The following is a 15211-nucleotide window of genomic DNA, read 5'->3' on the forward strand; positions in this document are numbered from 1 at the left end:
TCACCTCTCAGGAGTGCCCCATGCTGCGTCCGTTGTCCCTGTTGATCGCCGGTGTCCTGAGCCTGGCTGCCGGGGCGCCGGCGCCGGCCGATGCCGCTCCGGCCAGCCTGGCCCGGTCCACCGCCAGCGCCACCATCCCGGAGATCGCCTATACCCGCTTCACCCTGCCCAACGGGCTGACGGTGATCGTGCATGAGGACCACAAGGCGCCGGTGGTTGCGGTCAGCGTCTGGTACCACATCGGGTCGGCCGATGAGCCGGCCGGCAAGACCGGCTTTGCGCACCTGTTCGAGCATCTGATGTTCTCCGGCTCGGAGAACAACAAGGGCAGCTTCTTCGCCCCGCTGGAGAAGGTCGGCACCACCGACATGAACGGCACCACCTGGTTCGACCGCACCAACTACTTCGAGACCGTGCCGACCACCGCGCTGGATACCGCGCTGTGGCTGGAATCGGACCGCATGGGCCATCTGCTCGGTGCGATCGGCCAGCCGGAACTGGATACCCAGCGCGGCGTGGTGCAGAACGAAAAGCGTCAGGGCGAGAACCGTCCCTATGGGCGGGTCGACGAGAACATCCTGGCCAACCTGTTCCCGGCCAATCATCCTTATCAGCACGACACCATCGGCTCGATGGCGGATCTGGACGCGGCCTCGTTGGACGACGTCAAACGCTGGTTCACCGACAACTACGGCGCCGCCAACACCACCCTGGTGCTGGCCGGCGACATCACCGTCGACCAGGCACGCGCCAAAGCGGCGCAGTATTTCGGCGACATCCCCGCCGGCAAGCCGGTCGCACGTCAGCAGCCATGGATCACCCCGCTGCCGGCGTCCAAGCGCGGCGTGCAGCACGACCATGTCGCGCAGCCGCGCATCTATCGCACCTGGGTGGCACCGCAACTGGGCACCGACGCGGTGATCCAGCTCGACCTGGCCACCACCGTGCTCGGCGGCGGCAAGACCTCGCGGCTGTACCAGCGCCTGGTCTATCAGGACAAGCTGGTGGACGAGGTCTCCGCCAGCATCCAGCCATTCGCCCTGGCCAGCCAGTTGCAGATCCAGGCCGACGTGAAGGACGGCGTCGATCCGGCGCGCGTCGAAGCGGTCATCGCCGAGGAATTGAAGAAGTTCATCGCCGAGGGCCCGACTGCCGATGAGCTGCAGCGCGCCCAGGTGAGCTACCGGGCCGGCTTCGTCCGCGGTCTTGAAAAGGTCGGTGGCTTCAGCGGCAAGGCGGTGATCCTGGCCGAGGGTCAGGTCTATCGCGGCGATCCCGGCGCCTACCGCAAGGACCTGCAACGCGCCATGGCCGCGACCAGCGCCAGCGTCCGGCAGGCCGCGGCGACCTGGTTCGGCAAGGGCGACTACCAATTGACCGTGCTGCCCGCCGGACAAGGCTTCGACCCTGCCGCCGAGGACAAGGCCGTGGTCGCACGCACCGCCGAACCCGGCAAACCGGCACCGAAACTGCCGCCGGCCGGCAACTACCGTCCCACCGCCTCGCAGCTGGACCGCAGCCGGGGCGTGCCGGACACCCGCCAATTCCCTGACCTGAGCTTCCCGCAATTGCAGCGCGGCAAGCTGAAGAACGGCATCGAGGTGATCCTGGCCGAGCGCCACACCATTCCGGTCACGCAGGTGGAACTGCTGTTCGACGCCGGCTATGCCGCCGACCAGGGCCATAAGCTCGGCACCGCCAGCTTCACCACCGCACTGATGAACGAGAGCACCGCCGCACTCGATTCGGTGGAAGTGGCCCAGCGCCGCCAGCGCCTGGGCGCGATCACCGGCGTCGGCTGCGATCTGGACACCTGCAGTGCCTCGCTGGATGCGCTCAACGATCAGTTGCAGCCCTCGCTGCAGTTGTTCGCCGACATCGTGCGCAACCCGGCATTCAAACCCGCCGACATCGAACGCATCCGCGGGCAATGGCTGGCCGGGATCGCCCAGGAAAAGACCCAGCCCAACAGCCTGGGACTGCGGGCGCTGCCGCCGTTGCTGTTCGGTCCCAAGCATCCCTACGGCATCCCGTTCACCGGCAGCGGCACCGAGGCGGCGATCAAGAGCCTGGACGCCAAGGATCTGCAGGACTTCCACCAGCAGTGGCTGCGTCCGGACAATCTGCGCATCCTGGTGGCCGGCGACACCACGCTGGCGCAGATCATTCCGCAACTGGATGCGGCCTTCGGCGACTGGACGCCGCCGGCCACGCCGCTGCCGAAGAAGAATGTGGCCACCGTCGCCGCCCAGCCGAAGCCGCGCGTGTACCTGATCAACCGGCCCGACGCGCCGCAGTCGGTGATCCTGGCCGGCCTGCTCGCGCCGTCGACCAAGGCGCCGGACAACCTGGCGATCGGCGTGGCCAACGGTGCTTTCGGCGGCACCTTCACCTCGCGCCTGAACATGAACCTGCGCGAGAACAAGCGCTGGGCCTACGGCGCCGGTACCCGCCTGCTGGATGCGCAGGGGCAGCGCCCCTACCTGTTCTCTGCGCCGGTGCAGACCGACAAGACCGCCGAATCTGCCAACGAAATCCTCAAGGAGGCCAACGCGGTGATCGGCAACAAGCCGCTGACGGCCGAGGAGATCGACAAGGTCAAGAACCAGCGCATCCGCGCCCTGCCTGGCAGCTTCGAGACCACCGGCGCCGTGCTGGGAGCGATCGAGGGCATCGTGCAGTTCGATCGTCCCGACGACTATGTGCAGACGCTCAAGCCGCGCCTGGAAGCGATCGACCAAGCCGCCGCACAAAAGGCACTGGCGCAGTTCATCGATCCCAAGGCGATGACCTGGGTGATCGTCGGCGACCTGAAGAAGATCGAAGCGCCAGTGCGCGCGCTCAAGCTGGGCGAGGTCGAGGTGCTCGACAGCGACGGCAAGCCGGTCACCCGCTAAACCCGCGCGCCGTGCGTCAGTGTGCGGCGTCATTACCGCTGCGGCTGCGGCCGCGTCCACGCCACGTTATCGCCGATGGCGTAACGTGGCCGCTTCCCTGTGCCCCCGACACGTGATGAACCCGACAACCCCAGTTGACGAAACAGCGCGCCAACAGGTGCTCGACAGCTACCGCATCGTCGACAGCCTGCCCGAGGACACCTACCAGGACATCGTGCAGGTCGCTGCCGCCCTGTGCGACACCCCCATCGCCCTGATGTCGCTGGTCGATCGCGATCGCCAGTGGTTCAAGGCGAAACTCGGGCTTGGCCTGCAGCAGACAGCGCGCAGCGAAGCGGTCTGCGACCACGCCATCCGCAGCCCGAACGACCTGATGGAGGTCAACGACCTGATCGAGGATCCACGCTTCTCCGATATCCCGGTGGTGACCGGCGAGACAGGTGCGCGTTTCTACGCCGGCATGCCACTGGTCACCTCCGAGGGCGTTGCGCTCGGCACCGTCTGCGTGCTCGACACCAGCCCGCGCGTGCTCAACGACCACCAGCGCACCGGCCTGCAGGCCTTGGCGCGGGTCGCCATGCGCCTGCTCGACGAGCGCCAGCACCGCCTGCAGGAGGCGCGCGAAAGCCTGCTGCAACCGGCCGCTAGCGCCGCGTCGGCAGCGGCGCCGGCCTCCACCCAATTGCCCTACCACCTGGCGATCCTGGAAGTGCAGGAACTGGCCGCGCTGGCCGAGCGGCAGAGCGAGCGGCTGCTCGGGCGCACCTTGCAGCAACTGGACCAGAGCCTGTCCAGTTATCTGCAGGATGTCGAAGGCAGCAGCGTGGATCGTGTCACCGACAGCGCCGAGTTCGTTGCTGTGCTGCGTGGCGCCGACGCTGCGCAACGGCTCGACGGTCTGCGCAGCATTGCCGAACAGCAGCAGGGGCAGGGCCTGACCGTGCTGGTTGGCCATGCCCAGTCCAACAGCGCCGACGAACCACTGGGCGCGGTGTTCCTGCGCGCCGAAACGGCGCTCAGTGCCGAGAAGGACCGCTACCGTCAACAGCTGGCCAGCAACCCAGCCAGTTGAGCGCATCCGCCCTCGGCCACGCGCGCGTTTTGAACATGCGATCGCACGCTTGGCGGCGTGCGCTCGCCGGTGCTCGCCCCCGCATGGGGCGTTGCCCTGGCTTGCGTACATCGCATCGCTCCTACCTTGATGCGCACCGGCGGCGCTGGCCTGCAATCCCGGCTGCAAACGCCCCGCACGCGCTCGTGTCCCACCATCGCGTGCGAACGGGGCCTGTTGTCGCCCGTCCTCAGCCCGTCATGCACTGCGTCAGCTGGCGATCGGCATACCACAGCGCGCGGCGGGCCAGATCGTAGGCGCTGTCGGCCTGGCGCGGCAGCAACTGCGCCGCCATCACCGGATCGGCGCCGTGGTTCAAGGCATGCTCGGCGCGTTCGAGATCGCCCAGATGGGTGCGCACCGGCGCCAACAGGCTGGTGCGGACCGCTGGCGCACAGCGCGCGCTGCGTTGCTCCAGTGATGCCAACGCCTCACGGATGCGCTGGCTGGCGCCACCCAGCAGATCCGGCAGCGGCTCATGGGCGATGGGCGCAGCCTTGTAGGCGTCGCCGGTGGCAGCGCTGCCCAGCTCGACCTGGTTCTGCGCCAGCGCCGGATTGAAACGCACGTCTGGCGGCGGCCGGGCGCGTGCGGTCTGCGTCTGCGGACCATTGATCATGTCGTTGAACTTCTTCATGCCGCGCGTCATCTCCTGCACGGCGACATCGCCCAGGGTGCCATCGCTCTTCCAGTCCTTGGCGAAACGGGTGCCCTGGTACTGCACCGGCGTCGGCGGCTCCATCAGCTTGCGTGCCTGCGCCAGCGCGCGTTCGTCGGTCATGCCCGGCGGCACCGCGCCAGGCGCCGCCAGCGGATCGATCTGCGCCTCGCGTGGCAGCCGCAGGCGGCCCTCGCGCGTATAGAGTTGCGTCGATAGCGCCGGGTCGGCGGGCGCTGCACCGGTGCGTTGCGGCGGGGCGGCCTTCGCCACGGCGGTCGCAACGGGGGCACTGGCATGACGCTGGGCGCGCGCAGGTGGCTGCACCGGCGGTTCCACGGTCGGCTCTGCCGCGCGTGGCTGCGCCAGGAAGTAAACCTGCAGGCGATCGGCACTGGGCACCGGTGCGGGCGCGCGCGGCGGCGGCACATACAGCAGCAGGCGGGCGAAGAAGAACAGGATGGCGCCAGTACACGCGGCGGCGGCGGCGTGCGTGACGAGCGTTTCCTTCCTGCGGGTGATCACGATACGCCAGACCGGTGGGAGCGAGAGCGGCCGTACACCATCCACGGTGCAGGGACGCGCAAATCTACCGATGGCCGCGCGCAGGCGCGTTTGGAATTCGTTGCGCGCCAGGCAGGAGCCAGCCGCCATTCACGTTGTCGGCGCGCTCAGTGTTCGTCCAATCGATACAGACGCTGGCAGACCTCGCAGAAAAATGCCCGCCGCCCTGCTTTGCCCAAGTGCTTGCGAAACTGCAGCGGCGCACCGTCGCGCGGGCACTGGGTGCGCGTATGGACCTGCCAATGCCGCTTGAGCACCTCGGCCTTCTTCCAGGTATAGAAATCGAAACTGTAGTCGCGCGCCTGGGCGACCAATTCGCCCAGCGTGCGTGCAGGCAGCGCACCGACCTGGCTCTCCGGGTGCAGGCGGATCCGATGCAGCACCTCGTTCTTGATGATATTGCCCACCCCGGCAAAGATGCTTTGGTCCAGCAGCGCATCGGCCGCCAGCACGGTCGGCAGCGCACGCAACTTTCGCCGTGCCTGCGCCGCATCCCAGTCCGGATGCATCACATCCGCGCTCCAGTCGTAGAGCGTATCCAGCGGCTGCTCGATGAACTGCAGCGAGCACGCGTAGAAATTCAGGCACTCGCCCTTGGAGAACTCCAGCCGCAGCCGCGGTAGCGCATTGGGTTTGTCGGCATTGATGCGATAGCTGCCGAATAACAGGAAGTGGATGCGTACGCTGAACTGCGCGCACTCGATCAGAAAGTGCTTGCCCCAGCTGCGCAGCGCCACCACCTGCTGCCGCGCCAAGCGGTCGATCGGCTGACGGCTGTTGCCGGAGACCCGCAAGATGCGCCGGCCGACGAAGGACTGTGCCTGCTCACGCAGGATGACGATGGAAGGACCTTCCGGCATGCCCCCAGTATCGAAGCGGCACGTGAGTCGGTCGTGAGCGCTATGACGACGCTGTGGCGACGCGCACCCGGGCATAGCGTGGCGGACGTTCACTGCCCTGCCCACCATGTCCGACGGCTTCGCCACCCCGCCGCGTGTCCGCATCGGTTGCGCCGGCTGGTCGATTCCAGCCAGCGAACGCGGCCGCTTCGGGCCGGGCGACAGCGTGCTGCAGCGTTATGCGAGCAGATTCGACGCGGTGGAGATCAACTCAACGTTCTATCGCCCGCACCGTGCCAGCACCTACGCACGCTGGGCCGATAGCGTGCCAGAGCGGTTCCGCTTCGCGGTGAAACTGCCACTTAGCATCAGCCACGACGCCCGCCTGCAAGGGACCGAGGCATTGCTGGACGCCTTCCTGGCGCAGGCCGGTGCGCTCGGCCCACGACTGGGATGCCTACTGCTGCAGCTGCCTCCCAGCCTCGCCCTCGACGCGCGGGTGGCCGGGCGCTTCTTCGCCCAGCTACGTCGGCGCTGGGACGGTGCGGTGGTTTGCGAGCCGCGCCACTCCAGCTGGTTCGCCGCGCCGGCACTGCGGCTGTTGCAGCGTCACCGCATCGCGCGTTGCGCCGCAGATCCGGCCGTGGTGCCGGCCGCGGCGATCCCGGCGGCTGGCGACGGTCCGCTGTATTGGCGCTGGCACGGCCAACCGCAGATGTACTACAGCGCCTATCCGCACAGCGCCTTGGCCCACCTGGCCACCGTCGTCTCCGCCGCCTTGCCCCATCAGGCCGAGCGCTGGGTGATCTTCGACAACACCGCAGCCGGCCACGCGGTCAGCGATGCACTGCAGCTGCAACGGCTGCTGGCGACCGCGTCCACCGATTAAGCGAAGCGAACAAAACGTCGCGAGCCGCTGTCGGATGGGCATGGACGGCGCACGGGAACCGGAGTGGGCGCGTGCTCCATGCAGATGCCGAGCACCGGCCGCGCCCGCCTGGCGGTTACGCTGTCGTTGTGTCGGCTGCGCCGAGTGGCGCGCATCTTGCTTCACCGCTGACAACACGGCTCCGGCCGCGCCTCAAGCCACTGCACCCTTTGCCGATAGCGGAAAGGACAGCGGGCAGGCGGTGCGTTGGATCACCTTGCTGAACGCCACCATCCGAGCGAACTCTGTCGTTGCTTCCGACGCCTCGCCCGGCCCACCCGCCACTTTGGTCGTTTACCATGCCGCACGCCCCTGCCCGTTTCGGAGATGCCATGAGCGCTGCTGCGCCCCCGTGCTGCACGTCATTGCTCGGCCTGTCGCTGAGCATGTTTGTCGCCCCCGCCGCACTCGAGGCGGCGCCGACCAGCACCACGGTGGTCACCGCGCCGGCGCCGACACCGCCCACGCCCGACCTGGCGTACCCGGAACTGTTCCAGGCCGTGCAACGCGGCGAGCTGTTCGACGATCAGAAGCACTTCGTCGACTTCCTGCCGCTGCGCGACCCGGCGCTGATCAATGCCGATTACCTGGCCCAGCACGAGCGTCCGGATTTCGACCTGCGGCGCTTCGTCGCCGCCAACTTCGAGGAGTCGCCGCCGGTGCACACCGGCGAGATCCGTCAGGACACCAGCCTGCGCGAGCATATCGACGCCCTATGGCCCAAGCTGGTGCGCAGCCAGACCCAGGTGCCGCCGCACAGCAGCCTGCTGGCGTTGCCGCATCCCTACGTGGTGCCGGGCGGACGCTTCCGCGAGGTCTATTACTGGGATTCCTACTTCACCATGCTCGGCCTGGTGAAGAGTGGCGAGACCACGCTCAGCCGGCAAATGCTGGACAACTTCGCCTACCTGATCGATACCTACGGCCATATCCCCAACGGTAACCGCACCTATTATCTGAGCCGTTCGCAGCCGCCGTTCTTCGCCTACATGGTGGAGCTGCAGGCCAGCGTGGAAGGCGATGCGGCCTACCGCCGCTATCTGCCGCAACTGCAGAAGGAATATGCCTACTGGATGCAGGACAGCGACACCTTGCAACCCGGGCAGGCGGCACGCCATGTGGTGCGCCTGGCCGACGGCAGCCTGCTCAACCGCTACTGGGACGAGCGCGATACCCCACGCCCGGAAGCCTGGCTGCACGACACCCGCACCGCCGCCGAGGTCCATGACCGTCCGGCCGCGGAGGTCTACCGCGACCTGCGCGCCGGTGCCGAGAGCGGCTGGGACTACAGCAGTCGCTGGCTGGCCGATGGCCGCAATCTGCGCACCATCCGCACCACCGCCATCGTCCCGATCGATCTCAATAGCCTGCTCTATCATCTGGAACGCACGCTGGCACAGGCCTGCGCGCAGACCGGGACACAGTGCACGCAGGACTACGCCGCGCTCGCCCAGCAGCGCAAGCAGGCGATCGATGCGCACCTGTGGAACGACGCCGGCTTCTATGCCGACTACGACTGGCAGGACGGCCGCTTGAGCGATCAGATCACGGCCGCAGCGCTGTTCCCGCTGTTCACCGGCCTGGCCTCCGATGCCCATGCCAAGCGCACGGCCGACAGCGCGCGCGCGCAGTTGCTGCGCCCCGGCGGCCTGGCCACCACCACACAGAAGACCGGCCAGCAGTGGGACGAACCCAATGGCTGGGCGCCGCTGCAGTGGGTGGCCGTCGACGGCCTGCGCCGCTATGGGCAGGACGCGCTCGCACGCACCATCGGCGAGCGCTTTCTCACCCAGGTGCAGGCGCTGTTCGCGCGCGAGCACAAGTTGGTGGAGAAGTACGGCCTGGATGCCGATGCCGCTGGCGGCGGCGGTGGCGAATACGCGTTGCAGGATGGCTTCGGCTGGACCAATGGCGTGACCTTGATGCTGTCCACCTTGTATCCGACGCCAGCCAAGCCCAAGTCCGACAAGAAGCGCCAGGCCACCGCGGCCGCGCGCTGACAGCAGCGGCGGCACGCGCGGCACGGCAGCGCAAGCCCTGTGCTGCCGCGAACGCGTCAGCGATCACCACGATCGATGTGCGTCCCTGCGATAGACGGGCAGTGGCGGAGCAGCGTGCGCCGTCCGCCGGCGAAGTCCGCCTACACGCTCGAAATTGCACCCCGCCGTGCGACGTGCCGCAGCGCGTTTCTCCTTGCACGCGTCCTGACACGCGCTTGCAGGCACCGACACTGCGCGCACGCCACATGCGCACGGCGATTGGCCGGCCACTGACGCCGTGCCCGCCTGTCACCGCAGCAGCCAGGCGCGGTGTTGCTTGCGCGATATCACGCAGCGACACGCAGACGCACGGCGCTCCTGTCATGCAGGTATCCGTCAGGTGTGTCTGCAGCGGTAGCGCTCGCCACACGCCCAAGCACACGCCGCTGGCGTTGCACGCAGCGCCGCGTATCATGCGCGCTCTTTCACTCCAGGACGGACCCATGGCCGTACGCACGCTCAACGACTTTCTTGCCCACTCCAAGGAAAAGGACGTCAGTCCCGATCCCTTCGAGCTAGAGAATCCGCACCTGCTGGAAGTGCGTCTGGACGGCATGGTGTGGTCCAAGGCCGGCGCCATGGTCGCGCGCACCGGCAACGTCAAGTTCACCCGCGAAGGATTGCTGGAACAAGGCCTGGGCAATCTGTTGAAGAAGGCGGTCAGCGGCGAAGGCATGCAGCTGATGAAGGCGCAGGGCCATGGCCGGGTCTATCTGGCCGATGCCGGCAAGCTGGTCACGCTGCTGCGCCTGCAAGGCGAATCGATCTTCGTCAACGGCAACGACGTACTGGCCTTCGAGCAAGGCATCGCGCACACCATCACCATGATGCGCAAGGTCGCCGGCATGCTGTCGGGCGGGTTGTTCAACGTGCGCCTGAGCGGCAACGGCATCGTCGCGATCACCTCGCACTACGAACCGCTGACGCTGCCGGTGAGCGCCGCCAGCGGCCCGATCTTCACCGATCCCAACGCCACCGTCGCCTGGTCGGGCAACCTGACGCCGGAGCTGGTCACCGATGTGTCGATCGGCACCCTGCTCGGTCGCGGCTCGGGCGAAAGCCTGCAGATGCGCTTCGCCGGCGAGGGTTGGGTGGTGGTGCAGCCGTACGAAGAAGCCAGCTTCCAGGCCAAGGGCTGATCCAAGCTGCCCGAGAGCAGTCAACGATGCGCATCGCCCGGTTGCACGCGATGCACCCGGGCGGTCTTCACGTCACGACGCGGTGCGCAGCAAGAGCTGCGCGGCCCAGTGAATCACGTCGGAGCGCACCCGGGCGCGAGGACCTTCCCGGTCGCCATATCGCGCCCAGGAGCGCTCCGACGGTTTCCAGGCGCTGATGCATCACACCCACCCACGCTTGCGAAACCACGCCAGCGGCAGCACCACGCTCAGCGCGATCACGCCCAGCGCCCAGAAGTAGTGGTCGTGCCCCTTGAGTTCGGGCATGTAGGAAAAGTTCATGCCCCAAATGCCGACCAGCACCGTTGGTGGAATACCGACCACCGAGGCGACCGCCATCACCTTCATCACGTTGTTCTGGTCCATGTTGATCATGCCCAGCACGCTGTCGAGCAGGAATTCCAGCCGATCGTCCATGTGCTGCTGGAAGTCGCCCAAGGTCGACAGGTCCTTGTGCAGCACGGCGATGCGCTTGCCCGCATCGGCCGCGAACCAGTCCGGCGCGGCACCGTCCAGATAGGCGACCAAGCGCAACAAGCCCTGCCCGGTGGTATGCATCCCGGCCAGGCGCCGTCCCATCCCACCGACCTGGTGCAGCATCCGCTCCAGGTCGCGCGTCTTGCGCGGCTTGTCGTAGACCTGGCGGGTGATCTCGATGACCTCGGCCTCCAACGCCTCCAGCCGATCGGCCAGTTGCCCAACCAGTTGGTCGAACACGCGCAACAGCAAGTCGTCGCCGCTGTGGCAGGGATCCTGCGACAACTGCGCCGCCACCGCGTCCAGTGCCGGCAGCGGCTGCTCGCGCAGGCTCACCAGCATCCGCTCGGACACCACGAATCCCAACGGCGCGGCCGGCGCATCGCCGTCCTGGAAGCGTGGCACGTTGAGCAGCAGCGCCTCGCCCTGCCGCCGCACCCGGCTGCTGAACTCGATCTCGCCAATCGCCGCCCGATCCGGCAAGGCGAACCCCACCCGCTCGGAGGCCTGCGCCAGCTCCTGCGCATCGGGCCGGCAGAGATCCACCCAGCAACCGGGCGAGTGCGAGGGTCCGGCGAGCGGATGAAAGGCGAGCATGCGGGCGTCCATGACGGAAACGAGCCGCGAGCATCCGGCGCCGCCGCGGCAGCGTCAATGCAGGCGTCACGCTGCGCTCAGCCGGCGGTTCCGCTCGTCAGCATGGCGTGCAGGCGCGACGATGCACCCCATGGCAGGGCGCCGCACCCGCAGGCAACGGCGCCTGCAAGGATCAGCCGACCGGGCGTGCGCGCCGTCCGCGCGCCAGATATCCCACCGCCAGGATCAGGAACCACACCGGGCTGGCCAGCAAGGCCTGCCGGGTGTCCGGCTGCAATGTCAGCAGCACGATGACGAAGGCGAAGAACGCCAGGCACAGGTAGCACATCAACACCCCGCCCGGCATCTTGAAGGCCGACGCGGCATGCTGCTGCGGACGCTTGCGCCGATAGGCGATGTAGGCGCACAGGATCAACGACCACACGAACATGAAGAGCACCGCCGACAGCGTGGTGACCAGGGTGAAGGCAGTCACCAGGTTGGGAATCAGATAGACCAGCATCGCGCCCAGCAGCAGGCAGCCGCAGGAGAACAACAGCCCGCGCGCCGGCACCGCCGCACGCGACAAGCGTGCAAAGCCCTTGGGCGCATCGCCCTCCTCCGCCAGGCCATAGAGCATGCGGCTGGTGGAGAAGATGCCGCTATTGGCCGATGAGGTGGCCGACGTCAGCACCACGAAGTTGATCAGGCTGGCCGCCGCCGGCACACCGGCCAGCACGAACAGCTCCACGAACGGGCTCTTGTCGGCGACGACTTGCCGCCACGGCGTCACCGCCATGATCGCCACCAGCGCGAGCACGTAGAACACCAGGATGCGCACCGGAATCGAATTGATCGCCTTGGGCAGGTTGCGGCACGGATCGGCGGTTTCAGCAGCAGTGGTGCCGACCAACTCGATGCCGACGAAGGCGAACACCGCGATCTGGAACCCGGCGAAGAAGCCGCCGATGCCCATCGGGAACATGCCCCCGTCGTTCCACAGATTGGCCAGCGAGGCAACATTGCCCGACGGCGAACGGAAGCCCCACACCACCAGCCCGGCACCGGTGAGGATCAGCGCGCAGATGGCGATGATCTTGATCAGCGCGAACCAGAATTCCATCTCGCCGAACAGCTTCACCGTCACCAGGTTCAGCGCCAGCAGCAACAACACGCAGGCCACCGCCGGAATCCACGGCGCCAGCCCGGGAAACCAGAACTGCGCATAGGCGGCGATGGCGATCACATCGGCGATGGCGGTGATGATCCAGCAGAACCAGTAGGTCCAACCGCAGAAGAAACCGGCCCACGGGCCCAGCAGGTCGGTGGAGAAGTCGATGAAGGACTTGTATTCCAGGTTGGACAGCAGCAGCTCGCCCATCGCCCGCATCACGAAGAACAGCATCACCCCGATGATCAGATAGACGAACAGGATCGATGGGCCGGCCAGGCTGATGGTCTTGCCCGAGCCCATGAACAGGCCGGTGCCGATGGCGCCGCCGATCGCGATCAGCTGCAGATGGCGGTTGGACAGACGACGTTGCAGCTGGTCGGGCGCGGACGGGTCGGACATGGGCACGGAACCGGCGTAGGGGGAGTGCCGCAACATACGAGATCGCGCCAACGCAGACCAGACATACCAGCCGCCGCGGCCACCGATCATGGCCGCGCCCACGCGTGCGGCGCCTGCGTGGCCCGACAGTCTAGTTGCTGCGACACGGCCTGGCTGTCCCAATTGCACGGTCGCGGCCGGTGGTGCTTCGCCGGCAGGTTTGTTAGCGTGCAACGACGGGGTTAGGGCCCGGGGAAGACTGAACGCGGGAACGGAGATCCGTGATGGACGCATTGGCAGCATTGACGAGCGCCGTGGCGCAACTGAGCGCGGCGCAGCGCCTGCATCGGCTGGAACTGCCGCAATCGCCCCCGGTGGTGGTGGAGCGCTGGCAAGGCCGCGACACCCTGTCCGACGGGGTGGACCTGTGGATCGACGTGCTCAGCACCGGTGCAGAGTTGCCACTGGAGGACTGGCTGGGCCAGCGTGCCCGCCTGATCACCCGCAGCGCCGATGGCGGCGAGATCGCGCGCGCCTTCCTGATCAACGAAGCGGCGCTGCTGGGCAGCGACGGCGGGCTGGCCCGCTACCGCGTGCGCCTGGTCGGCTGGACCTGGTGGCTCTCGCGCGGGCGCCACAGCCGGGTGTTCCAGGACCGCACGCCGATGGAGATCGTCGAGGCGGTGTTCGCCGGCTACGCGCCGCAGGCGCAGTGGCGCTGGAGCGAGGAGGTGTCCGGCTTCCTGGCCGCCGCCCGTCCGCGCAGCTACTGCGTGCAGTACCGCGAGAGCGACCTGGCCTTCGTGCAGCGCCTGCTGGCCGAAGAAGGCCTGGGCTGGCGGCTGGAGCACGATGCGCAGGCGCCGGCCGGGCACGTGCTGGTGCTGTTTGCCGACAGCAGCGCGCAGCCGCAGGACGCCACCGCTGCCGCCGGCGGCGGGGTGCGCTTCCACCGCAGCGATGCCACCGAGGCCAGCGACAGCCTGCTGGCGCTAGGCCAGGTGCGGCGGCTGGGCGCCACCCAGCTGACCGTGCTCAGCGACAGCTACCGCAGCCGCCAGGCCACCAGCGCGCAGTTGCCGCTGGCCGGCGGTGGTGGTCAGTCACAGCGCGAGGTCTACGACCCGGTCGGCCAATACGCCTTCGCCTCGGCCAGCGAGGCCGAGCGCTACGCCGGCCTGATGGCGCAGGCGCAGGAAGCGCAATGGCATGGCTGGCAGGGCCGCGGCAGCGTGCGCAGCTTCACCGCCGGCACCTGGTGCGCGGTGACCCAGTTCCCCGGCCAGGCCCCGGAACTGCTGCTGACCGAGGTCCAGCACGCCGCCGTCAACAACCTGCCGGTGGACCTGCGCACCACGCTCGCACAGGCCTTGCCGGCCCCGCCGCTGGCCGAGCTCCCCCTCGATCCGCAGGTGTGGACGCAGGCCGAAGCGGTGGGCTACGCCAATGCCTTCCAGGCGGTGGAGCGCAGCCGGCCGTGGCGGCCGGTGCTGGCCGACGCCACCGGCGCACGCCTGAACCCCCGTCCCACCGCCCCGGGCTACCAGAGCGCGCGTGTGGTCGGTGCCGACGGCGGCGGCAGCCAGGAGGTCTATGCCGACGCGCAAGGCCGCATCCGCGTGCAGTTCCACTTCCAGGACGGCGGCGGCGATAGCGGCGCCAGCGACAGCACCTGGCTGCGGGTGGTGCAGCGCTATGCCGGCCCCGGCGTGGGCAGCCAGTTCCTGCCGCGCATCGGCCAGGAAGTGCTGGTCGGCTTCCTGGAAGGCGACATCGACCGCCCGGTGGTGCTGGGCGCGCTGTACAACGGCCGTGGCGAAGCCGGCGTGCCGGCGACACCCGGCGGCAAGAGCGCCGAGACCGACACCGGCATCTACGCCCAGGCCGCCGACAGCACGCCCAGCGCCCAGGCCAACCTGGCCGGTGGCCATGCGCCGGTCTGGCATGCGGCCGGCGCGGGCGAGGACAACCACCGTCATCCCGGCGCGCTGTGGGGGGTGCAGTCCAAGGAATGGGGCGGCAGCGGCCACACCCGGCTGCTGTTCGACGACAGCGACCAGCAACTGCGCACCCAGCTGGCCACCACCCAGGCCGCCAGCCAGCTCAGCCTGGGGCACCTGATCCACCAGGCCGACAACTACCGCGGCAGCTTCCGCGGCGAAGGCTTCGAGCTGCGCACCGACGCCTGGGGCGCGGTACGCGGGCAGTCCGGGCTGTGGCTGAGCAGCTATGCCCATCAGGACGCCGCCCCGGCCGGCGATGCCGCGCAACCGGTGGCCCTGCTCACCCAACTGCAGACCCTGGGCAAGACCTTCAGCCAGGCCGCCGGCACCCATGCCACGGTCAAGCTGGCCGCCCACGAAGGCGTGCGCCAGGCCAATGCCTCCCAGCT

Annotated in this window: 10 protein-coding genes and 1 other RNA gene; 6 read left to right on the forward strand and 5 right to left on the reverse strand. The window is 68.2% G+C overall.

What is annotated here, in order from left to right:
• The first annotated feature begins 20 nt into the window (after window positions 1-20).
• Both CKY51_RS11935 and CKY51_RS11940 read left to right on the forward strand, forming a co-directional pair.
• Window positions 21-2897 carry a M16 family metallopeptidase gene (locus CKY51_RS11935; protein ID WP_022972580.1) on the forward strand — a complete coding sequence of 959 codons (2877 nt, stop codon included), beginning with the start codon at window positions 21-23 and terminating at the stop codon, window positions 2895-2897.
• Window positions 2898-3012: 115 nt separating this feature from the next.
• Complete coding sequence (locus tag CKY51_RS11940) at window positions 3013-3969, forward strand: GAF domain-containing protein (protein WP_022972581.1); 957 nt, start codon at window positions 3013-3015, stop codon at window positions 3967-3969.
• 229 nt (window positions 3970-4198) lie between these two features.
• Here the strand turns inward: CKY51_RS11940 and CKY51_RS11945 are convergent, their stop codons facing one another.
• Together CKY51_RS11945 and CKY51_RS11950 are read right to left on the reverse strand one after the other, a co-directional pair.
• The gene (locus CKY51_RS11945; RefSeq protein WP_031339869.1) at window positions 4199-5191 is read right to left on the reverse strand and encodes a hypothetical protein; all 993 of its coding nucleotides are present in this window, start codon (window positions 5189-5191) and stop codon (window positions 4199-4201) included.
• Between the two features lie 146 nt (window positions 5192-5337).
• Complete coding sequence (locus CKY51_RS11950) at window positions 5338-6090, reverse strand: DNA-formamidopyrimidine glycosylase family protein (protein WP_022972583.1); 753 nt, start codon at window positions 6088-6090, stop codon at window positions 5338-5340.
• Between the two features lie 106 nt (window positions 6091-6196).
• Here CKY51_RS11950 and CKY51_RS11955 point away from each other — a divergent pair, with 106 nt between their 5' ends.
• On the forward strand, window positions 6197-6958 hold the full coding sequence (locus tag CKY51_RS11955) for a DUF72 domain-containing protein (RefSeq protein WP_022972584.1): 762 nt from the start codon (window positions 6197-6199) through the stop codon (window positions 6956-6958).
• A 4-nt stretch (window positions 6959-6962) separates the two neighbouring features.
• Here CKY51_RS11955 and CKY51_RS11960 read toward each other — a convergent pair.
• Window positions 6963-7038, reverse strand: a non-coding RNA gene (locus CKY51_RS11960) — sX9 sRNA.
• A 291-nt stretch (window positions 7039-7329) separates the two neighbouring features.
• Between CKY51_RS11960 and treA the strand changes: the two genes are divergently transcribed.
• The gene (treA, locus tag CKY51_RS11965) at window positions 7330-8997 is read left to right on the forward strand and encodes an alpha,alpha-trehalase TreA (RefSeq protein WP_152249278.1); all 1668 of its coding nucleotides are present in this window, start codon (window positions 7330-7332) and stop codon (window positions 8995-8997) included.
• A gap of 482 nt (window positions 8998-9479) precedes the next feature.
• Entirely contained in the window at window positions 9480-10175 is a 696-nt protein-coding gene (locus tag CKY51_RS11970) for an AIM24 family protein (RefSeq protein WP_031339871.1), read from the forward strand.
• Between the two features lie 201 nt (window positions 10176-10376).
• Here the strand turns inward: CKY51_RS11970 and CKY51_RS11975 are convergent, their stop codons facing one another.
• Together CKY51_RS11975 and cycA are read right to left on the reverse strand one after the other, a co-directional pair.
• A complete protein-coding gene (locus tag CKY51_RS11975; protein ID WP_031339872.1) occupies window positions 10377-11288 on the reverse strand; it encodes a CorA family divalent cation transporter in 912 nt (303 codons plus the stop codon).
• Between the two features lie 172 nt (window positions 11289-11460).
• The gene (gene cycA / locus CKY51_RS11980; protein ID WP_022972589.1) at window positions 11461-12840 is read right to left on the reverse strand and encodes a D-serine/D-alanine/glycine transporter; all 1380 of its coding nucleotides are present in this window, start codon (window positions 12838-12840) and stop codon (window positions 11461-11463) included.
• A gap of 263 nt (window positions 12841-13103) precedes the next feature.
• Here cycA and CKY51_RS11985 point away from each other — a divergent pair.
• A partial coding sequence (locus tag CKY51_RS11985) for a type VI secretion system Vgr family protein (protein WP_152249279.1) occupies window positions 13104-15211 on the forward strand: 2108 nt, incomplete at its 3' end.

It is taken from the genome of Xanthomonas maliensis (assembly GCF_009192945.1).
GTDB lineage: Bacteria > Pseudomonadota > Gammaproteobacteria > Xanthomonadales > Xanthomonadaceae > Xanthomonas > Xanthomonas maliensis.